Consider the following 20,790-nt stretch of genomic DNA (forward strand, 5'->3'; position numbering starts at 1 on the left):
CACTCTATGAAAGGTGATGCAAAAGTTATACAGCAGCTGAATAAGGTGCTGACCCTCAAATTGACCGCCATAAACCAGTACTTCCTGCATGCCCGCATGTACCGCAACTGGGGCTTCGAAAATCTCAATAAAGTGATCTACAAAGCGTCCATCAACGAGATGAAGCATGCGGATGAGGTCATTGAACGGATTCTGTTTCTGGAAGGCATGCCAAACCTGCAAGAGCTAGGCAAGCTGTTTATCGGTGAAGATCCGCGCGAAATGATCGAGCTGGATCACAAGGTACAGTTTCAGGACGTTAATGCGATCCGCGACGCGGTAAAAGTGTGCGAAGAGCATCAGGATTACGTCAGCCGCGATATGCTGAACCACATTCTGGACAGTCAGGAAGAGCATCTGGACTGGTTAGAAACGCAAATCGATCTGATGTCGCGTCTGGGTAACGAACTGTATTTACAATCTCAAGTAGAAAAAGGGGAGTAGTATGAAGGCTGATAATAACGTTGTTGAGCAGTTGAACCGTTTGCTGGCTTTCGAACTGACTTCCATTGACCAGTACACCTCGCATTCGCGTCAATACGAAGACATGGGTCTGATGAAGCTGTACGAGCGCATCAACCATGAAATTGACGACGAACGTGGCCATGCCGATTTACTGATCCGCCGCATTTTGTTCTTAGAGGGCAAGCCCAACATGAGCAACCGCGAGCCGCACACCATTGGCTCAGACGTTCGCGAAATGCTGGAGAACGACCTGCAACTGGAATACAACAACGCGCGGACGCTGCGTGAGGTTATCCAGTACTGCGAAGAAGTGCGCGATTACGTAACCCGCGACATGCTGATTGGCATTTTGCGTGATACCGAGGAAGACCATGCTTACTGGTTGAAAATTCAGCTCGGCCTGATGGACAAGCTGGGCGAGGAGATTTACCTTCAGAGCATGAAATAATGTCCTTTATTATTGATGCCTGGGACTTTAACCAGCAGCCGCCGGTTCGGGTTGAGGATTTAACCCATAAACCGCAGGTGGGTTGCTGGTACCACCTGCAGCGCGATACCGAAGGGCTGCAGGATTGGTTACGGCAGGCGGAAATCCCCGAACCGCTGATTGACGCCATGACCGAAGAGGACACCCGGCCACGCTTTCAGCGCCTGAAAGAGGGTTTTGTGCTGTTGTTGCGGGGCGTTAACCTGAATGAGGGAGCGGCGCCGGAGGATATGCTGAGTCTGCGTATTCTGTCCTACAAAGGCGTGGTTTATACCTTCCGTAAGCGGCCGTTTAAGGCCATTACCCATATTCGTCACAGTCTGGAAAAGCAGGATGGCCCGGAGAGTTTAAATGACTTTTTGGTGCACCTGGTTGAGCAACTGAATTTACGCATCGAAGATGTGATTGATGCGGTTGAAATCAAGATTGAGGACATGGAAGCGGAAGGCTATGACAACACCGCCGGTCAGCAACAGGAACTGAGTCGTCTGCACCGGCGTTTGTTGCGGCTGAACCGCTTTGTACGGCCACAGTTGGCGGCTCTGGATAAGTTCACCACCGAAAGTGAGCGGGTGATGGACAATGAGATGCACCAGTGGCTGCTGAATGAACGGGATACCACCCAGCGTTTGCTCGAGCAGATTGATTTGATGCTGGAACAATTGTGGATGCAACGGGAACTGCTGCAACAGGCGGTAGCGGAGAAGATGAACCGCAATACCTACTGGTTGTCGGTGATTGCGGGGGTGTTCTTACCCTTGAGTTTTCTGACCGGTGTGTTCGGTATCAACATCGGTGGCATGCCGGGGGTGGAAAATGAAGATGCGTTCGAAATTTTCACCTACGCCTTGATCATCATCGCGGTGATTGAATTCCTGCTGCTGCGCCGCCTCCGGTTCTGGTAATCGCAAACGCCCGTAGGTCGCGCCTTTGGCGCGACACAATACCGGCGGTGGACTTGCGCCAAAGGACCGTAGGTCGCGCCTTTGGCGCGACACAATACCGGCGATGGGTTTGCGCCAAAGGACCGTAGGTCGCGCCTTTGGCGCGACACAACACCGGCGTTGGACTTGCGCCAAAGGTCCGTAGGTCGCGCCTCTGGCGCGACACAACATCGGCGATGGGTTTGCGCCGAAGGTCCGTAGGTCGCGCCTTTGGCGCGACACAACACCGGCGTTGGACTTGCGCCGAAGGTCCGTAGGTCGCGCCTCTGGCGCGACACAACACCGGCGTTGGACTTGCGCCGAAGGTCCGTAGGTCGCGCCTCTGGCGCGACACAACATCGGCGGTGGACTTGCGCCAAAGGCGCAAGCTACGTCTGGTTCTGGTAATGCGCGACACAATACCGGCGTTGGACTTGCGCCAAAGGCGCAAGCTACGTCTGGTTCTGGTAATGCGCGACACAACACCGGCGGTGGACTTGCGCCAAAGGCGCAAGCTACGCCTTGGTGGTGTTTAATCGGGTAATTCGCAAAGGTCGGAGTCGAACACCACCAGGTGGTCGAAATCGACGTCGATGCCGACCTGAGTACCGTTTCTAAGCGCCTGATGCGATGGCCCTACGGCCAGCACCTGCGAAGTGTCCGGCAACTCCAGCGTGTACAGATAGTGCGAACCACGGAAACCGCGGCCGGTCACGATCGCGGTTAATTTACTGTCCTTTTTATCGGTGATCAGCACATCGTCCGGGCGCACCAAGAACGTCACGTCATGGTCACTCTGGTCACACAGAATTTCATGGTCAATCACGCCGAAGGCACAGTGCAAGCGGTGCTCGCGGATCTGCCCCTGCAACAACACACCACGGCCGATAAAATCCGCCACCAGTTGATGTTCCGGCTCGTGATAGAGCTCGTACGGCGTGTTCCACTGCAATAACTGCCCGGCGTACATGACACCCGCCTTGTCGGCCATGGCAAAGGCTTCCTGCTGATCGTGAGTCACCAGCAATGCGGTGATGCCTTCTTCTTTCAGTAACTGACGGACATCCTGTGCCAGCAATTCGCGTAATTCGGCATCAAGACTGGAGAAAGGCTCGTCCAGCAGCATCAACTGCGGTTTAGGTGCCAGTGCCCGGGCCAGTGCCACGCGCTGTTGCTGGCCACCGGATAATTCGTGCGGGTAGCGTTTTTGATAACCGCTTAAATCGATGCGCTGCAACAACTCCTTGATGCGGGCGTCTTGCGCGCTGGTGCTCAGGTGTTCGATACCAAAACGGATGTTGTCGGCGACGTTTAAATGCGGGAACAATGAGAAATCCTGAAACATCATGCCGACTTTGCGCTGCTCGGTCGGTAACGACAACGACGGCGACGAAACCACATCACCGTGCAGTGAGATTTCGCCGGCGCTGACCGGATTAAAACCGGCGATGGCGCGCAGTACAGTGGTTTTACCACAGCCCGACGGCCCCATCAGACAGCCAATATCACCGGGCTCCAGCGCAATGCTCAGCTGGTCGACAATGCGGTGGCCGGCTAATTCGATGGAGACATTGTTCAGGTTTAATAACGCGCTCATTTACTCTCCCGTTTTTATGCTTTGGGTTTTTAACGCCCGCGATAACATCATCACCGGAATTAAGCCCACGGCAACGATCATCAGTGCCGGCGGTCCGGCGTCGGCAAGACGCTCGTCGGACGCCATTTCGAACGCCCTTACGGCCAGCGTATTAAAGTCGAACGGCCGCAGCACCAGCGTCGCCGGCAGCTCTTTCATGACGTCCACCAGCACCAGGATCAGCGCCGCCAGAATCGAACTGCGCAGCAGCGGCAGGTGTACCCGCCATAAAATACGTCGCGGCGACGCCCCCAGCGTACGGGCGGTGTCGTCCATCTGCGGGGTGATTTGTTCCAGCCCCGAGCTGACGGTCTGCAACGATACTGATAAAAAACGCACGCTGTAGGCGAACAGCAGCGCCACCACGGTGCCCGACAGCAGCAGTCCTGGATTGACATCAAAGGCCCAACGGCTGAAATCGATGATGCGGTGATCCATCCAGGTCAGCGGTGACAGCAGGCCAACGGCAATCACGATGCCGGGGATGGCATAACCCAGTCCGGCCAGACTGACCGCCGCGCGCAGTGGCCGGGTCGGGTGGCGACGGCGGCCGTAAGCCAGCCACAGCGCCAGTAATACGGTAATAGCCGCGGCCATCAGCCCCAGCCAGAGGGTATTAAAGGTCAGTTGCCAGAAGCTTGGCTGAGTCCAGACTTCGGCGCGTTCAATGGACCAGATGACCAGCTCGATGGCAGGGATGATAAAGCCTAAGACAATTGGCAACCAGCACACCAGCGAGGCCATCACGGCGTGGCGTCCGCGCAGCGGTTTGCGCATCGAGTCGCCGTCGCTGCGGCGTTGATAGAATTTCGCCCGGCGGCGGGAATAGCGTTCAACCAGGATCAGCGCCACCACAAACAGCAACAAAATAGCCGCCAACTGCAGCGCACCCTGGGTGTCACCGATGCCGTACCAGGTTCTGAATATGCCGGTGGTAAATACGGTGACGCCAAAGTATTCCATGGTGCCGTAGTCGGCGAGGGTTTCCATCAGCGCCAGGGTGACGCCGGTGGCGATGGCCGGCCGCGCCAGGGGCATGGCCACCCGCCAAAAGCTTTTCCAGGGGCCGGCACCGAGGGTTCGGGCGCTTTCAAAGGCGGCGGTGGACTGCTGCATAAAAGCCGCACGGGTGATCAAATAGACGTAGGGGTAGAGCACCACACAGAGCACGAAGATGGCGCCGGGCAGGCTGCGAATGTTGGGAAACCAGTACTCGCCTAACTGCCAGTCAAACACCGAGCGCAGTGCTTGTTGCACCGGGCCGGCGTAGTCCAGCAAGCCAGTGTAGGTGTAGGCGGTAATGTAAGCGGGCATGGCCAGCGGCAGCAACAGCCCCCAACTGACCCAACGCCAGCCGGGAAAGTCGAATTGCGATACGCACCAGGCGGTGCTGACACCTAAAACGGTCACGCCAATGCCCACCGAAACCAATAGGATCAGTGAATGGCTGACGTATTCGGGGATAACCGTTTGCCACAGATGGGCGAGGATATCCCATTGGGGATTTAACAAAGATAGGGCGACCACAATCAGTGGTAGCCCTATCAATGCCGCAACGCCGAACAACAATAACGGGCCGCGGGTCATTCGCAATTCTCCTTGAACGTGCAATTTCTAAGGACTTATCTCCAGCCGGCGCGGTTCATTAAGCGCACAGCTTCGGCGTTGTTCTCGCCCAGTATGTCCATGGAAATATCGTCTTGCTTGAAGTCACCCCATTGTTGCAGAGTCTCGCTCCAGGCAACACCCTCCCGGACGGGGTACTCATAGTTGGCTTCAGCATACCATTTTTGTGACGATTCTGAGAGTAAAAACTCGATCAACTGCTTGGCTTCGTCGATGTTTTTCGCGTGCTTGGTGATGCCGATACCAGAAACGTTTACGTGGGTACCGTTGCTTTGCTGTGCCGGCCAGAAAATCTTCACCTTTTCGGCGGCGGCTTTTTCTTCGGCGTCGTCAGAGTTCAGCATATGACCAAAATAGTAAGTGTTTGCTACGGCGATATCGCAGACGCCAAATGCTACACCTTTGATTTGGTCACGGTCACCGCCGACCGGCTGACGGGCAAAGTTATTGACCAGACCTTCGGCCCAGTCTTCGACGTTTTCCGCGCCGTGGTGTTCAATCAGAGCAGCAACCAGTGACTGATTATAAAGGTTGTTCGATGAACGGATGCAGATGCGATCGTTCCATTTTTCGTCGGCCAACGACAGATAATCGTTGAGTTCGGCCGGATCGACTCGCTCCGGCGAATAAAAGATCGGGCGAGCACGTAGGCTCAGGCCGACCCAATGGTCGTCACTGGAACGAAAGTGTTCAGGTACAATGGCGTTAATTTTTGCCGACGATACGGTCTGGAAGACATCAGCGGATACGGCACGGTGCAGGGCGCCGGCGTCAACGGTCAGGAACAAATCGGCGGCGGTGTATTCACCCTCTGACTTTAAACGCGCCAACAGCGCATCGGAATTACCGGTCAATAAATTGACCTCAATACCGGTTTTTTCACTAAACTGATCGAGTAATGGTTTAATCAATGCTTCTTTGCGCGATGAGTAAACATTAACCTCTGCGGCACTGGCAGCGACCGGCAATAAACTCGTGACAACGCTTGCCAGCGCCAGTACTGTGGTTAACTTATTGAATTTTATTGCCATAGAGAAACCTCTTACTGATAATTAGCGTATAGAATTTGATAGTTCGAGTAGGCTATCACATTATCAACTTAATGATAGCTATTCTCATTTGTGTTTTGACGAAAGTCAAGAGCTTTACATGGAGCGTGTATGTCTGAATTGTCCCTGCTGGCCTTAATTGGGGTGCTGTCGATTTCGTGTCAGTGGCTCGCGTGGCGTTTAAAGACGCCGGCAATCTTACCGCTATTGGTGTGTGGCCTTATTATTGGCCCGACGTTGGGCTGGCTGAACCCGGATCAGTTGTTTGATCAACTGTTGTTTCCGCTGGTGTCGCTGGCGGTTGCGGTGATCCTGTTTGAAGGCAGCTTAACGCTTAAGTTTGACGAAATTCGTGGCCATGGCCGCATGGTAACCAACCTGGTCAGTGTCGGTATGGTGGTGACCTGGGTTGCGATTGGCGTTGCCACGCACTTTTTAATGGGCTGGGAATGGGAATTGTCGGCCTTATTTGGGGCGCTGGTGGTGGTGACCGGGCCAACGGTAATTCAGCCGATGATACGGTCTATCCGGCCGATCAATAAACTGGCCAATATCCTGCGCTGGGAAGGCATTATTATTGATCCTGTCGGCGCGCTGTTAGCGGTATTGGTGTATGAGTTCATCATTGCCAGCCAGGATGTGGCGTTTTTACACGCCATGCAGGCGTTTGCCAAAACCATCGGCATTGGCTTTTTCTTTGGCTGGGTGGCGGCCAAATTACTGGGGCTGGCGCTGGGTCGCGGTTGGTTCCCGCATTATCTGCAGAACGTGGCCACGCTGACCATCGTACTGGGTGTGTTTGCGCTGTCGAATGCGATTCAGCACGAATCGGGGCTGCTGACGGTTACGGTGATGGGGATGGCGATGGCCAATACCAAAAACCTTAACCTGGATGAGATCCTTGAGTTTAAGGAAACCCTCAGCGTACTGTTGATTTCGGCACTGTTTATTATCCTTGCGGCACGACTGGACTTTGCCCAGTTCGACGCGCTGGGTCTGCCGGCGGTGGTGTTACTGGCGATTATTCTGTTTGCGGTGCGGCCGTTGGCGGTGTGGCTGTCGGCGATAGGCACGGAGTTGCGCTTTAAGGATAAGGTGCTGCTGTCGTGGATTGCCCCGCGCGGTATTGTTGCGGCCGCTGTGTCGGCACTGTTTGCGTTAAAAATGGAACAGTCCGGCTGGGATGGCGCCGAGTCGATAGTACCGCTGGTGTTCCTGGTGATCATGACCACGGTGGTGCTGCAGAGCCTTACCGCCAAACCGCTGGCGCGATTACTCGGACTGATTGAACCACCGGCACGGGGCTTTTTGATCTTCGGAGCCAACCAAATGGCGCGGGCGGTGGCCAAAAGTTTGCAGGAACATGACATTCCGGTGCGCCTGGCTGACACCAACTGGGAGAACATCCGCATGGCACGGATGGATAACCTGCCGGTGTATTTTGGTAACCCGGCCTCTGAGCACGCTTCGAATAACATCGATTTGACCGGTATCGGCCAGTTGTTGGTGATGTCACCTTACAAACAGCTGAACCCACTGGTGTCGGTGTACTATCAGGACTGGTTCGGCAGCCATAAAGTGCATGGCCTGAACAGCGGCGAATCGGATTTTCGTGCCAGTCACCAGTTGTCCGAGGCTTATAAAAATACCCTCGACCTGTTCGGTGAAAGTGTGACCTATTCGAAACTGGCGAGCCTGCACTTTCAGGGCGCGAAGATGAAGTCGACACCGATTACCGAAAACTTCAGCTTCGAGGATTACCAGCAGCAGTATGGCGCTCGGGCGGTACCGATGTTTGCGCTGGATGATCAGAAGAAAGTGCATATTTTCAGTACCTCGCGCGAGCTTAAACCGATGCCGGGCTGGGTGATTATTGCGATGATATCGCCGGAAAAAGATGGCGACGCTAAGAGCAGCAACGCATAACCGGGTCGTCTGTCCTGACTGTGACCGCTTGGCGGATGTTCCGGTAACATCCGCCGAACCTTATACCTGTCCCCGTTGTGGTCATGGTCTTGGCGGTGGCAAAGCGGTTGATGAAACCACTACTTTAGCACTGGCATTGACGGCGCTGATCCTGGCGCTGGTCAGTCTGCTGTTGCCGTTTGTCAGCTATTCTGCCAACGGCGTATCACAAACCATGACATTGCTGGACACCAGCACCGAACTGCTGCATTTTCACGAACGCCTGCTCGCCATTCTGGTGTTGTTCACGGTGTGGGTGATACCGGTGCTGTATTTGCTCGCGGTGTTGTGGATTTTTAGCCGATTGTTGCTGCCGGGCGCGCTGGGGCCGGTGACGCTCTATTTTATTCGCACGGTGGTGCAGTTGCGGGTATGGATGATGGCCGATGTGTTCCTGCTGGGAGCATTGGTGTCGTTGATTAAAATATCCGGGCTGGCGGCGATTGACCTGGACAGCGGCTTTTACACCTTTATCGGCTTTGTGGTGGTGTTGCTGCTGACCGGTGATCGCGTCAGTCGTTATCAGTTGTGGCACCGTCTACCGCACGACAACGCACCGCCGTCGCAGGTGGGGCGTGATGCAACGGCCCAGCAACGGGTGGGTTGTGTCTGTTGTCAGGCCCCCAATACCCTGACCGCGTCGCGGTGCTGGCGCTGTGGTGAGAGCATGCGTTTGGCGCGCTGGCGTGGCTGGCGCTTAACCACGGCGCTGTTGATTGCCGCCGCGTTATTGCTGATCCCCGCCCACCTACTGCCGGTGATGGAGACCACGACACTGGGGCGCACCCAGCCCAATACCATTATTGGTGGGGTTATTGAGCTTTGGCAAAGCGGTGACGCGCCTATTGCGATTATTGTGTTTGTTGCTAGTTTAGTGATACCGGTGGTGAAAATTTTAACCTTGCTGGTGTTGCTGTGGCTGGCCGAGCGACGCAGTGAAACACGAACCAAACAACGACTATGGCTGTACAAAGTGACGGACTGGATTGGTCGTTGGTCGATGATCGATATTTTTGTGGTGGCGGTATTGGTGGCGCTGGTACGCAGCGGTCAGTTAATGTCGGTGTACCCAGGTAATGCAGCGCTGGCGTTCGCGCTGACGGTGATACTGACGATGCTGGCGGCGATGACCTTTGATACCCGTCAGTTTTTTCGCACCATCGATCGAAATCAAGAACAACAGGAAACAGCAATCGAATGAGCCGAAGTGCAATCAAGAATCTGATCTCGCCGATTTGGTTAATTCCTTTACTGGCGTTGGCGGTGGCGTTATGGATGGTGTGGCAGGAAAGCGCCGGTGCCGGCCCGCAGGTGCAGGTTCTGATCAGTGATGCCGAGGGGCTGGAAGCCGGGAAAACACCGGTGCGGGTGCGCAACGTCGACGTCGGGCTGGTCAGCGAAATCAGCCTTAATGACGACATGAGTGCGGCAGTACTGACCATTGATATGAATGAAAATACCCAGCGCATGCTGGCGGTCGACAGTGAATTCTGGGTGGTTAAGCCGCGGATCGGACGGCAGGGAGTAAGTGGCCTGTCGACGTTGTTATCGGGAGCCTACCTGCGTTTACAACCCGGCAGTGCCGAGCAGACGACGACCCGTTTTAAGGCGCTGGAGGAGCCGCCGGTGACGCCACAGCAGACGCCCGGCCGTCGTATTACCCTGACCAGTTCGGTAAACGCCGCCGTGGTGGTGGGGGATTCGGTGCAATATCGCGGTGTATCGGTGGGACAGGTCGAAAAAGTGGCCTTTAACGTGGATAACCGCACCATGGAATATCAGGTGTTCGTCGAGCAACCTTATGACGAGCTGCTGACCGAGAACACTCGCTTCTGGTTGCAAAGTGGTCTGTCACTACGCTGGAATGCCAGCGGTCTGGATGTATCGCTGGGGTCGTTTGAGTCGTTGTTGGGGGCGGGGATCAATTTTGGTGTGCCGGAAGGGCAGCCGAGTGGTGAAAAGATTGCCGAGAGCCGCACCTTTGAGCTGTTTGCCAGTGAAGAAGCCGCTCGTCAGCAGGGTTTTGTGAATGGTATTGATTACGTGATTTTACTGGATGAGTCGGTGGCCGGGCTGGAAGAGGGAGCGCCGGTGCAGTTCAAAGGGGTACGAGTGGGTACGGTATTGAAAGTGCCGCTGCGCTGGAACCCAACCGATGACGACCAGGCACCGCTGAAACAGATCCCGGTGCTGGTTCGTTACGAACCCGAGCGCATGGATGGACTGGTGCCGGATACGCGCATTGAGTATTGGCGCGAACGACTGCCGGAACTGTTTGAACAGGGTCTGCGGGCGAATATTCGCGCCTCGAATCTGCTCACCAATACCCTGTACGTGGACCTGCGTTTTTATCCGGAAGCTGAAGCCGTTGCCGAACAGGAGTTTGCCGGCTATCCGGTGCTACCGTCGATGGTGAGTGATTTCAGCCGGCTGGAAGAAAAACTGAATCAGTTACTGGATAAATTTAATGGGCTACAGTTGGAAGCCAGCCTGAATGAGTTCAGTGAGGCGATGACGGCGACCCAGACCAGCGCCGAGGAAATTGAGGCACTGGCACAGTCGGTGGCCGAAATTGTGGCGCAACCGGGGATGCAGGAGCTACCACAGTTGTTGCAGCAAAACCTGGTGCAGTTGCAGCAACTGTTGGACAGCGTTGACGATGGTTCGGCGACGCGGCGTCAGTTACACCGCTCGCTGAGTAATATCGAGCAGTTAACGCGGGATTTAAAACCCTTTATTGAGCAATTGCGTGAACAGCCGAACTCACTGATTTTTGCCCCTGAAGAAACCGCTGATCCGGAGCCAAAAGCGAATGATTAACATGACCTTAAAAGCAACTGCGGGTGTGCTGCTGGCACTAACACTGAGTGCCTGCGGCAGCGTGCCGCAAACGCAGCGCAGCGATTACCGGCTGCCGATACTGAATCAGGCAACGGAGCGTTTTTGTCCGGCGTCGGCCCGCCAGGTGGTGGTCAGCGACCTTATGCTCAGCGACGGTATTTTATTGCAGCGCAGCGAAACCCGCATTCATGCGGCCCGCAATCATCGCTGGAGTGGTTCGCTTGAGCAACAGTTGCAGCAAAGTGCACAGCGGGTGTTGAATCAGCCGCATTGTGACGGCCAACTGGTGATTACGGTGATGGATTTTTACGGTGATAATCAGGGCCATGCGGTGGTCAGCGGCCACTGGCATTATCAGCAGGGCGAACAGCAGTTAAGTGGTTCATTTCATCAGCGCCAGGCCTTACAGCAGGACGGTTACGACGCCCTGGTAAGCGCCCTTAACCGCGCCTGGAGTAAGACGCTGAGCGATATTAAAAGCGCCATTCCCAACTGAGGTGGGCGCCAAGCTCGTCTTGCTCAACGAGTTCACGGTCGTTGTATTCAAAACCTATGTTTAGTAGACCAGCCAACAAAGGCTGGCTCCGTTCAAGCAATGCCTGGGTATGTGAACGGCCATCAGTCAGCTTAGAGTGAGAAAACTGAGCCGTCCAACCACTTCCATCAATGGCATACAGGCGATAACTCAGTGACAGAGTTTTACTGTCCGGGGCAAATGATGAGCCTAAATTACGTTCATAATGCTGATAAATGAGTTCGCTCGGCATGCCATTAATACGCTGGTAAAAACTCATGCTTTCACTGTCAGTATATTCAGCGATAAGTGTATGGCGCATTTCTTGAGTACTGAAAATGGAGTGGTTGAATTGCCACTCACCACCCATAGTAAACGCTGGATGCTCACCATCTTGCAACTGTCCGTCAAAAGCAACTTCAGTGTATGCGGCAAAGTGTTGTTCACCCCAGCTCCAGCCTTTGCGTAAGTCAAAACTCACCATAGTATTGGCAGGAATTGTAAAATCATTGGCGCTAGTCACTTCTGCGCTGTCTTGATGTATGACACTGACCCCTCCAGTCACGGCCCAATATAATTTGGTTGCTGCGCGAAAACCTAAAAGTTCGCGAGATACCTTACTTCGAGCAACCTCTGTTTTGTTTTGTCCGATGAAGGCACTGATATGGAGTTGATTAATACCGACGGGAGCAAAATCGGGACTGTAGTCTAGTCGTAGCTTGTTGACCGGGCGGGCGTTGGAGGACATTAACAAACTGCTGTGTTGTGCAGGTCCCCACCATAAAGGTAATGCGTCTAAACTGACACTGAGATCACCGAAATTGTAAGCTAGATAGCTGCCATCAAAAGTCTCTTTATTTGAACCTTCAAATGTCTCCCAGCGATGATTTATCTGTATTTTAGCTGCGAAACGTTCGCCCTTAAAATGACGAGCGATACTTAAGTTGCCGCGCTCCTGTATGCTACGCCCGAATCGATTAATCCAAGGGTCTTCACTATTAACTTCGACTTTTAGGTAAGTTTGAGGCCCGTGTTCGGCGTTGTGCAGGTAGTGACGAACCTGTCGAAATGCCAGCAGTTGAGTTTGGTTTAATTGCTCCTTGTTAATAGACTCTAACTCTAACAGAAGTGCCCGCCAAGGGGTTGGCCATTGTTGTAGAGGAGTATTTATATAACCCGCATTTACCAGCACGTTAAGGCTATTGCGTAAATCTACGTTATCACTATTGATGTAAACGGATGCATCACTTTGCGGTGTTAAAACACCGAACCCCGTAATCAGTAGTATTGCGGATAACAGCGACTTACGCACGATGATTCCCTTTTATTTAGAAGTATAATGAACTCATATATGATGCCAGAAGCTAGCGCTGATAGACAATCCTATAATTTACCGGTGTTGCTCTGCTAAACTACGGGCACATGTTGAAGACTATTTTTAAAACACTAAGAGAGCGCGGCGTGAAGAAATCGTATTTTGTGCTGTTGTCTGTTGCCTTGGCGTCGTTGCTGAGCGCTTGTGAACCGGCGTCCGAGCCGGCCGCGGAACAACAACTGGAAACCACCATGCAGCAGTTGGATCGGCAATTATTGCCGAACGACGAATGGCAGCTTAGTGCGGCAGTGATTGAACTGAGTTTTTGTCGCAACCCGGTAAACGAAGCCTTGCTGGCATCGGAAATGGAGTTGAATAACTGGCGTTTAACCGGTGATGTGACGGCGTTTCCACCGTATCGTAAAGACGGCTTGGCGGCGTTGCAGGAGATTTTGGCGAATGAATCCTTTATGTTGTGGCAAACCGACGGGTCGGTTAGTGCGCAACGCTACCGGATTGTAATGCCGGCGGAGCTGTCGCGCGGCGATGTCGCCGAACAGGTGTTCCCGGCCGTTGCAACGCTGGCAGCGCAGCGGGTGATATGTCACACAGCAGTGGTTGAACAATAAAACGGGGTGAACAGTATGAAGATGGCAGAACAGATTGAACAAAAATTACGGCAGGCATTTGCGCCGGTGCACGTGCAGGTCGACGATGAAAGTTACATGCACGCCAGCGGCCCGCACGCCCAGTCACATTTTAAAGTGACCTTGGTCACCGACCAGTTTGCCGGCAAACGCCTACTGCAGCGCCACCGCGCAATCAACCAACTGCTGGCCGACGAACTGCAACAAATCCACGCCCTGGCACTGCACACCTACACCCCCGACGAATGGCAAGGCCAAGCCCCCGACTCCCCGAATTGCATGGGCGGAGGGGGTAATTGCCTGGGATGGGGCATTCCCGCCTCCGGGGGCCGCATGGATCGCCGGCCGCATTCGCCCTCGATATCGAAATAATCCGCGCCCAAATCCGCGCCGATATTGAAAAAATCCGTTGGTTCGCATTGAATCCCCGCGTGCATGAATTCGGGGGTGGGATATTTCCGGATCGCGGTTGTATGCGGCGGGCGATCGATGCGGCGTTTGGCGGTGGGAATGCTTTTGGTCCCGATCGGCACGCGGCTGCGCCGCTAAGCCGATGGCTACTTACGATATGAATGGGTTTTGTGGTATTGCCGGCCCCCCCGCATTGAAAACGCCCTTTGCATGAATTCAAAACATGGCATTGAAAATATCCCCAAATCTCGTGCAAATCGTGGGTACCCATCGGCTTAGCGAGGCGCAACCTCGCGTGCCGATCGGGGCGGAGGGCATTCCCGCCTCCGGGCGCCGCATCGATCGCCGGCCGCATTCGCCCTCGATATCAATCAATTCCCGCGGCGGAATTCATCCCCGATATCGAAAAATCCGTTGGTTCGCATTGAATACCCGCGTGCATGAATTCGGGGGTGGGATATTTCCGGATCGCGGTCGCATGCGGCGGGCGGATGATGCGGCGTTTGGCGGTGGGAATTCTTTTGGTCCCGATCGGCACGCGGCTGCGCCGCTAAGCCGATGGCTACTTACGATATGAATGGGTTTTGTGGTATTGCCGGCCCCCCGCATTGAAAACGCCCTTGCACGAATTCGGTGGGATTTTTTATGGATCGCGGTCGCATGCGGCGGGCGGATGATGCGGCGTTTGGCGGCGGGAATTTTTTTGGTCCCGATCCATGCGGCCTTCGGAGGCGGGAATTCTTTTGGTCCCGATCGGCACGCGGCTGCGCCGCTAAGCCGATGGCTACCTACGATATGATTGGGTTTTGTGGTATTGCCGGCCCCCCGCATTGAAGACGCCCTTTGCATGAATTCCGATGGGGATTTTTTATGGATCGCGGTCGCATGCGGCGGGCGGATGATGCGGCGTTTGGCGGTGGGAATTCTTTTGGTCCCGATCGGCACGCGGCTGCGCCGCTAAGCCGATGGCTACTTACGATATGAATAGGTTTTGTGGCATTGCCGGCATCCCGCATTGAAAACGCCCTTTGCATGAATTCAAAACATGGCATTGAAAATATCCCCAAATCTCGTGCAAATCGTGGGTACCCATCGGCTTAGCGAGGCGCAGCCTCGCGTGCCGATCGGGGCGGAGGGCATTCCCGCCTCCCGGAGCCGCATGGATCGCCGGCCGCATGCGCCCCCGATATCGAAATAATCCGCGCCGATATTGAAAAAATCCGCGTTCCCATCGCCCCCAAAAATCGCCCCCAGATCGTGGGTACCCATCGGCTTAGCGAGGCGCAGCCTCGCGTGCCGATCGGGGCGGAGGGCATTCCCGCCTCCGGGCGCTGCATGGATCGCCAGCCGCATGCGCCCTCGATATCGAAATAATCCGCGGCGGAGGGCATTCCCGCCTCCGAGCGCCGCATGGATCGCCGGCCGCATTCATCCCCGATATCGAAAAAATCCCGCGGCGGAGGGCATTCCCGCCTCCGGGCGCTGCATGGATCGCCATAGGCAAAAAAATGGTATGATCTGTTAAATGCTAAGAAACCGCTACAATAAGAGCAAATTCAAAATAGGGAACCTCTAACATGGTGATTAAACCAAAAATTCGTGGGTTTATTTGTACTAACGCGCATCCGGCTGGTTGTGCGGAAAATGTTCGTCGTCAGATTGAGTGGGTGAAGCAACAGCCGCGGGTTGAGAATGGGCCGAAGAATGTGCTGGTGATTGGCTCGTCGACGGGTTATGGGCTGGCGTCGCGGATTACTGCGGCGTTCGGTAGTGGCGCTCATACTTTGGGTGTTTGCTTCGAAAAAGAACCGACTGAAAAACGTACGGGTACGGCCGGTTGGTACAATACTGCGGCGTTCCATGAGCAGGCTGCGGCTGAGGGTTTGAACTTCCATTCCATTAATGGCGATGCGTTTTCTGATGAAATCAAGCAGCAAAGCATTGACTACATCAAAGCCAATATGGGCAAAATTGATTTGGTGGTGTACAGTCTGGCGTCGCCGAAGCGTAAGGACCCGGAGAGTGGCGAGGTTTACAGTTCGGTATTGAAGCCGGTGGGCAAGCAGTACACCACCAAAACCTACAATACTGACCGCGATGAAGTGCACGAAGTGACGCTCGACCCGGCTACGGATGATGATATTGCCAACACCGTCAAGGTGATGGGTGGTGAAGACTGGGAGCGTTGGATCAAGCAACTGCATGATGCCGGCGTATTGGCGCAGGACTGTCAGACTACTGCTTATACCTACATCGGCAAAAAGCTGACCTGGCCAATTTATGGTCACGCCACCATTGGTCGTGCGAAGGAAGACCTCGACCGTGCCTCCAGTGAGTTGGATAAAAACTATCAGGACATTAACCTGAAAGCTTATGTATCGTCGCTTAAAGCGCTGGTTACACAAGCCAGTTCGGCGATTCCGGTGATGCCGTTATACATCTCGCTGATTTATAAAGTAATGAAGGAAGAGGGCACGCACGAGGGTTGCATTGAGCAGATCTATCGTTTGTTCACGGAAGGCTTGTACGCGCAGAACCCGGAACTTGATGATGCCGGCCGTTTGCACATGGATGGTTACGAAACCAACGATGCCACGCAGGCGAAGATCGAAGCGCTGTGGGATCAGGTCACACAAGAGAACTTTCATGAGCTGGCTGACTACAAAGGCTACCATCAGGACTTCCTGAATTTATTTGGGTTTGGCTTTGATAACATTGATTATGATGCTGACGTAAATCCAAAAGTTAACTGGTAAGCGCACCTGAAAAAGTGTTAAAATCCGCCCGATAAGTGTGGAATACGTTTTTAAGTTACGGAGTCTGGTGGTCGCGTAGGCGTTGCCATGCTCGGTAACTTATTGATTTTTCAGGTTTCCAGCCCTTACCGGCTGGTTGTGATGAATCTTCCCTAACGAGTAGTGCAAACGCATATGATTACTATCAAGAAAGGGCTGGATATCCCGATTAAGGGAGCCCCCCAGCAGCAAGTATCCGACGGTAAGGCCGTGACGACGGTCGCTACCCTTGGAGAAGAGTATGTCGGTATGCGCCCGACCATGCACGTTAAAGTTGACGAGCGTGTGAAAAAAGGTCAAGTGATTTTTGAAGACAAAAAAAATCCGGGCGTTAAATATACTGCTCCTGCAGCGGGTGTTGTTAAAGACATCCCGCGTGGCGAACGTCGCGTATTGCAAGCAGTAGTTATCGAATGTGATGGCGAAGAGCAGATCACCTTTGATAAATTCGACAGCGACAAGCTCGACTCTATCGGTCGCGACAAAGTTCAGGAAATTCTCGTAGAGTCTGGTCAGTGGCCAGCGCTCAGAACCCGCCCCTACAGCAAGGCTCCGGCACTTGACGCAGAAGCTACGGCTATCTTCGTTAATGCGATGGACACCAACCCGCTGTGCATGGACCCAACGTTGTTCATCAACGAACACAAACAAGCCTTCATCGATGGCTTGAAAGTGTTGTCAAACCTGACCGACGGAAAAGTTTTCGTGGTTAAGGCGGGTGATGCAGAAGTTGATACCGGCGATGCGAAAGTACAGCTGGAATCCTTCGGCGGCGTGCATCCGGCTGGTTTGGTCGGTACTCATATGCATTTCTTGCATCCGGTTAGCCTGAAGCGTCCGGCGTGGCACATCGGCTATCAGGACGTAGTCGCCTACGGTAAATTGTTCACCACTGGTGAAATCTTCACCGATCGGATGGTGGCGGTTGCCGGTGAATGCGTAAAAGAACCTCGTGTGTTGCGTACTCGTATGGGTGCCAACTTGCGTGAACTGACTGACGGTGAGCTGCAAGGCGATAACTACCGTATTATCAGTGGTTCAGTGTTAAATGGTCACAAGGTGGACGACGCGCACCAATGGCTGGGTCGTTTCCATACCCAAGTCAGTGTTATCCCTGAGGGTAACCACAAAGAATTCTTCGGCTGGTTGCGTCCAGGTTCGGACCTGCACTCGGTTACCCGAGCTTATGCCGGCCACTTCAATCCGAAGAAGCTGTTCAGCATGACCACCTCACTGAACGGTTCGTCTCGTTCGATGGTGCCAATTGGTAACTATGAGCGCGTGATGCCGTTGGATATCGTACCAACGCTGTTACTGCGTGACTTGTTGTCAGGTGATACCGACGAAGCTCAACAACTGGGTTGTCTGGAGCTGGACGAGGAAGATTTGGCATTGTGCACCTATGTTTGCCCTGGGAAGTACGAGTACGGCCCGGTGCTGCGCGATTGTCTCACTAAGATTGAGAAAGAAGGCTAACCATGAGCTTGAAAGATACACTCGAGCGTATTGAGCCGCAGTTTGAAAAGGGCGGCAAATACGAAAAGTGGTACGCGCTGTATGAAGCAGTAGCCACTATCTTTTACACGCCAGGTACGGTGACCCAGTCACGCACGCACGTTCGTGACCGCATCGACCTGAAGCGCATCATGATCCTGGTTTGGATGATGACCTTCCCGGCTATGTTCTGGGGCATGTATAACGTTGGTAACCAAGCGGCGCTGGCGCTGGCAGACGGTTATCAGTTATCTGACGCCTGGCAGGTGGGCTTGTTCCACTTATTGGGTGGCGATCTTGGCGCTGACGCCGGCTGGGGAACTAAGATGTGGTACGGTGCCTGCTGGTACCTGCCGATCTACGCGGTGACCTTTATTGTCGGTGGTTTCTGGGAAGTGCTGTTTGCGTCAATTCGTAAGCACGAAGTTAACGAAGGCTTCTTCGTGACCTCGGTACTGTTCTCATTGATTCTGCCGGCGACCACGCCACTGTGGCAGGTTGCTCTGGGTATCACCTTCGGTGTTGTTATCGGTAAGGAAATCTTCGGTGGTACTGGCCGTAACTTCCTTAACCCGGCACTGACCGGTCGTGCGTTCCTGTACTTTGCTTACCCGGCAAGTATGTCTGGTGACTCTATCTGGACGGCGGTCGATGGGTTCTCTGGCGCGACTAACCTGGGTAAAGCGGCGCTGGGTAATCTCGATTACGCTAACACGGAACTGTGGTGGGACGCGTTCCTGGGTAACATCCAGGGTTCAGTCGGTGAAGTTTCAACGCTGATGATCCTAATCGGTGGTCTGGCACTGATTTACTTCCGCATCGCCTCATGGCGCATCGTTGCTGGTGTGTTCGTAGGTATGGTGCTGTTCTCCGGTCTGCTGAACCTGATTGGTAGCGACAGCAACCCAATGTTTGCGATGCCGTGGTACTGGCACTTAGTACTGGGTGGTTTTGCGTTCGCGATGATGTTCATGGCGACCGACCCGGTTTCTGCGTCATTCACCAACAAAGGTAAATTTGCATACGGCCTGTTAATTGGTTTCATGACGGTGATGATTCGTGTCATCAACCCGGCATTCCCGGAAGGTATTATGCTGGCTATCTTGTTCGCGAACGTCTTTGCACCGTTGTTTGACTACTTTGTAGCACAGGCCAACATCAAACGGAGGTTAGCACGCAATGTCTAAGAAGAATGAAAGTCTAGGCAAAACCATCGGTGTGGTGCTGGCTCTTTGTTTGGTGTGTTCGATTCTGGTTGCTGGCTCAGCGGTTGCGCTGAAGCCACTGCAGGAAAAGAACGCGGCGTTGGCTATGCAACGTAACATTCTGGATGCGGCCGGTATTTTAGAACCGGGTATGGATATCCCTGCGGTTTACAACGAGCGCATTAATGCTCTGGTTGTCAGCCTGAAAGATTATCAAGTACAGCAGGACGTTAATCCTGCGGAATTTGATAACCGTAAGGCAGCAGGCGACCCGGACACCAGCACGCGCTTGCAAAAAAGTGAAGATATCGCAGGCATCGGTACCATGGAAACCATGACCGAGGTATACCTGGTTATGGACGAAAACGGCAATCGCGACGGTGCGGTACTGCATATTCGTGGCCAGGGCCTGTGGGGCACCATGTACGGGCTGATCTCGTTGGAAGACGATCTGAACACCGTACGTGGCGTTAACTTCTATGAACATTCTGAAACACCGGGGCTCGGTGGTGAAATCACTAACCCTAGCTGGGTGAAAACCTGGGAAGGTAAAGAGCTTTTCGGTGACGACGGCAATGTGAAGTTTGACTTGGTTAAAGGTGGCGCAAGCAATGAGCATCAAGTTGATGCCCTTTCAGGTGCAACCCTAACCAGTAACGGCGTTGACGCGCTTATCGACTTTTGGATGAGCGACAAAGCTTACGGTCCGTTACTCGCTAAACTTCGCAAAGGAGAGCTGACCAATGGCTAGTGCAAAAGAAATGAAGTCCGTTTTATTCGGACCGATCTTCGCGAATAACCCCATTGCGCTGCAGATCCTCGGTGTCTGCTCAGCACTGGCGGTAACGTCTAAGATGACCAACACGCTGGTTATGTGTATCGCACTAACCGCGGTTGTTGCGGCATCAAACTTTTTCATCTCGATCATCCGTAACCACATTCCTTCGAGTGTGCGGATTATCGTGCAAATGACCATCATTGCGAGTCTGGTTATTGTTGTTGACCAGGTGTTGCGAGCCTACGCTTACGAGATTTCCCGTGAGTTGTCGGTATTCGTTGGTCTGATCATCACCAACTGTATCGTTATGGGCCGTGCCGAGGCTTATGCGATGAAGAGTACGCCGTTTATGTCCCTACTGGATGGTATCGGTAACGGTCTGGGTTACTCTATCGTATTGTTGGTGGTTGGCTTTATCCGTGAGCTGTTTGGTTCAGGTAGCTTGTTCGACGTACAAATTCTGCCACTGGTGTCAGAAGGTGGTTGGTACGAGCCGGTTGGCTTGTTGCTGATGCCGCCAAGTGCGTTCTTCATCATCGGCGGTTTTATCTGGGTACTGCGTACCTTCCGCCCAGAACAAGTCGAACCTAAGGAGTAACG

The 20,790-nt window shown here is 53.8% G+C and carries 17 protein-coding genes and 1 pseudogene; 14 read left to right on the top strand and 4 right to left on the bottom strand.

Features of this window, described 5'->3' with window-relative positions:
• Nucleotides 1-6 precede the first annotated feature (6 nt).
• Genes bfr (C5610_RS03460) through C5610_RS03470 form a run of 3 tightly spaced genes read left to right on the top strand, consistent with a single transcriptional unit; the run spans nt 7 to nt 1,896 of the window.
• Nucleotides 7-483, top strand: coding sequence for a bacterioferritin (bfr, locus tag C5610_RS03460; RefSeq protein ID WP_105305914.1), 477 nt, complete (start codon nt 7-9; stop codon nt 481-483).
• A gap of 1 nt (nt 484) precedes the next feature.
• On the top strand, nt 485-952 hold the full coding sequence (gene bfr, locus C5610_RS03465; protein ID WP_105305915.1) for a bacterioferritin: 468 nt from the start codon (nt 485-487) through the stop codon (nt 950-952).
• Nucleotides 952-1,896: a CorA family divalent cation transporter gene (locus C5610_RS03470; RefSeq protein ID WP_105305916.1), complete on the top strand. Its 945-nt coding sequence runs from the start codon at nt 952-954 to the stop codon at nt 1,894-1,896. The genes bfr (C5610_RS03465) and C5610_RS03470 overlap by 1 nt, the downstream gene beginning before the upstream one ends.
• Nucleotides 1,897-2,446: 550 nt before the next feature.
• Here C5610_RS03470 and C5610_RS03475 read toward each other — a convergent pair.
• Genes C5610_RS03475 through C5610_RS03485 form a run of 3 tightly spaced genes read right to left on the bottom strand, consistent with a single transcriptional unit; the run spans nt 2,447 to nt 6,207 of the window.
• Nucleotides 2,447-3,511, bottom strand: a complete 1,065-nt coding sequence (locus C5610_RS03475) for an ABC transporter ATP-binding protein (RefSeq protein ID WP_105305917.1) — start codon at nt 3,509-3,511, stop codon at nt 2,447-2,449.
• Entirely contained in the window at nt 3,512-5,137 is a 1,626-nt protein-coding gene (locus C5610_RS03480) for an ABC transporter permease (protein WP_105305918.1), read from the bottom strand. It lies immediately after the preceding gene.
• A gap of 35 nt (nt 5,138-5,172) precedes the next feature.
• On the bottom strand, nt 5,173-6,207 hold the full coding sequence (locus C5610_RS03485; protein ID WP_105305919.1) for a Fe(3+) ABC transporter substrate-binding protein: 1,035 nt from the start codon (nt 6,205-6,207) through the stop codon (nt 5,173-5,175).
• A gap of 129 nt (nt 6,208-6,336) precedes the next feature.
• On the opposite strand from C5610_RS03485, the gene C5610_RS03490 reads away from it, so the two are divergent.
• The 4 genes from C5610_RS03490 to C5610_RS03505 are packed head-to-tail and all read left to right on the top strand — an operon-like array spanning nt 6,337 to nt 11,527.
• The gene (locus tag C5610_RS03490) at nt 6,337-8,151 is read left to right on the top strand and encodes a cation:proton antiporter (protein WP_105305920.1); all 1,815 of its coding nucleotides are present in this window, start codon (nt 6,337-6,339) and stop codon (nt 8,149-8,151) included.
• Nucleotides 8,123-9,391: a PqiA/YebS family transporter subunit gene (locus tag C5610_RS03495; RefSeq protein WP_105305921.1), complete on the top strand. Its 1,269-nt coding sequence runs from the start codon at nt 8,123-8,125 to the stop codon at nt 9,389-9,391. Before C5610_RS03490 ends, C5610_RS03495 begins: the two co-directional genes overlap by 29 nt.
• The gene (pqiB, locus tag C5610_RS03500; RefSeq protein WP_105305922.1) at nt 9,388-11,010 is read left to right on the top strand and encodes an intermembrane transport protein PqiB; all 1,623 of its coding nucleotides are present in this window, start codon (nt 9,388-9,390) and stop codon (nt 11,008-11,010) included. The genes C5610_RS03495 and pqiB overlap by 4 nt, the downstream gene beginning before the upstream one ends.
• Entirely contained in the window at nt 11,003-11,527 is a 525-nt protein-coding gene (locus tag C5610_RS03505) for a membrane integrity-associated transporter subunit PqiC (protein WP_105305923.1), read from the top strand. Before pqiB ends, C5610_RS03505 begins: the two co-directional genes overlap by 8 nt.
• Here the strand turns inward: C5610_RS03505 and C5610_RS03510 are convergent.
• Complete coding sequence (locus C5610_RS03510) at nt 11,505-12,857, bottom strand: capsule assembly Wzi family protein (RefSeq protein WP_158682652.1); 1,353 nt, start codon at nt 12,855-12,857, stop codon at nt 11,505-11,507. The genes C5610_RS03505 and C5610_RS03510 overlap by 23 nt on opposite strands.
• 149 nt (nt 12,858-13,006) lie before the next feature.
• Here C5610_RS03510 and C5610_RS03515 point away from each other — a divergent pair, with 149 nt between their 5' ends.
• The 7 genes and pseudogenes from C5610_RS03515 to C5610_RS03550 all read left to right on the top strand — a co-directional run bounded on the left by C5610_RS03515 (nt 13,007) and on the right by C5610_RS03550 (nt 20,788).
• On the top strand, nt 13,007-13,489 hold the full coding sequence (locus tag C5610_RS03515; protein ID WP_126819294.1) for a hypothetical protein: 483 nt from the start codon (nt 13,007-13,009) through the stop codon (nt 13,487-13,489).
• Nucleotides 13,490-13,504: 15 nt separating this feature from the next.
• Nucleotides 13,505-13,795: pseudogene (locus tag C5610_RS03520) on the top strand (BolA family protein); the annotation flags it as partial.
• Nucleotides 13,796-15,495: 1,700 nt separating this feature from the next.
• Nucleotides 15,496-16,674: an enoyl-ACP reductase FabV gene (gene fabV, locus C5610_RS03530; RefSeq protein WP_105305928.1), complete on the top strand. Its 1,179-nt coding sequence runs from the start codon at nt 15,496-15,498 to the stop codon at nt 16,672-16,674.
• 174 nt (nt 16,675-16,848) lie between these two features.
• Entirely contained in the window at nt 16,849-18,189 is a 1,341-nt protein-coding gene (locus C5610_RS03535) for a Na(+)-translocating NADH-quinone reductase subunit A (RefSeq protein ID WP_105305929.1), read from the top strand.
• 2 nt (nt 18,190-18,191) lie between these two features.
• Entirely contained in the window at nt 18,192-19,394 is a 1,203-nt protein-coding gene (locus C5610_RS03540) for an NADH:ubiquinone reductase (Na(+)-transporting) subunit B (protein ID WP_105305930.1), read from the top strand.
• On the top strand, nt 19,387-20,163 hold the full coding sequence (locus tag C5610_RS03545) for a Na(+)-translocating NADH-quinone reductase subunit C (protein WP_105305931.1): 777 nt from the start codon (nt 19,387-19,389) through the stop codon (nt 20,161-20,163). Before C5610_RS03540 ends, C5610_RS03545 begins: the two co-directional genes overlap by 8 nt.
• The gene (locus C5610_RS03550) at nt 20,156-20,788 is read left to right on the top strand and encodes an NADH:ubiquinone reductase (Na(+)-transporting) subunit D (RefSeq protein WP_105305932.1); all 633 of its coding nucleotides are present in this window, start codon (nt 20,156-20,158) and stop codon (nt 20,786-20,788) included. The genes C5610_RS03545 and C5610_RS03550 overlap by 8 nt, the downstream gene beginning before the upstream one ends.
• Nucleotides 20,789-20,790: the final 2 nt, after the last annotated feature.

The sequence above is a fragment of the Idiomarina sp. OT37-5b genome, assembly GCF_002968395.1.
In the GTDB taxonomy this organism is placed as follows: Bacteria; Pseudomonadota; Gammaproteobacteria; order Enterobacterales; family Alteromonadaceae; genus Idiomarina; species Idiomarina aquatica.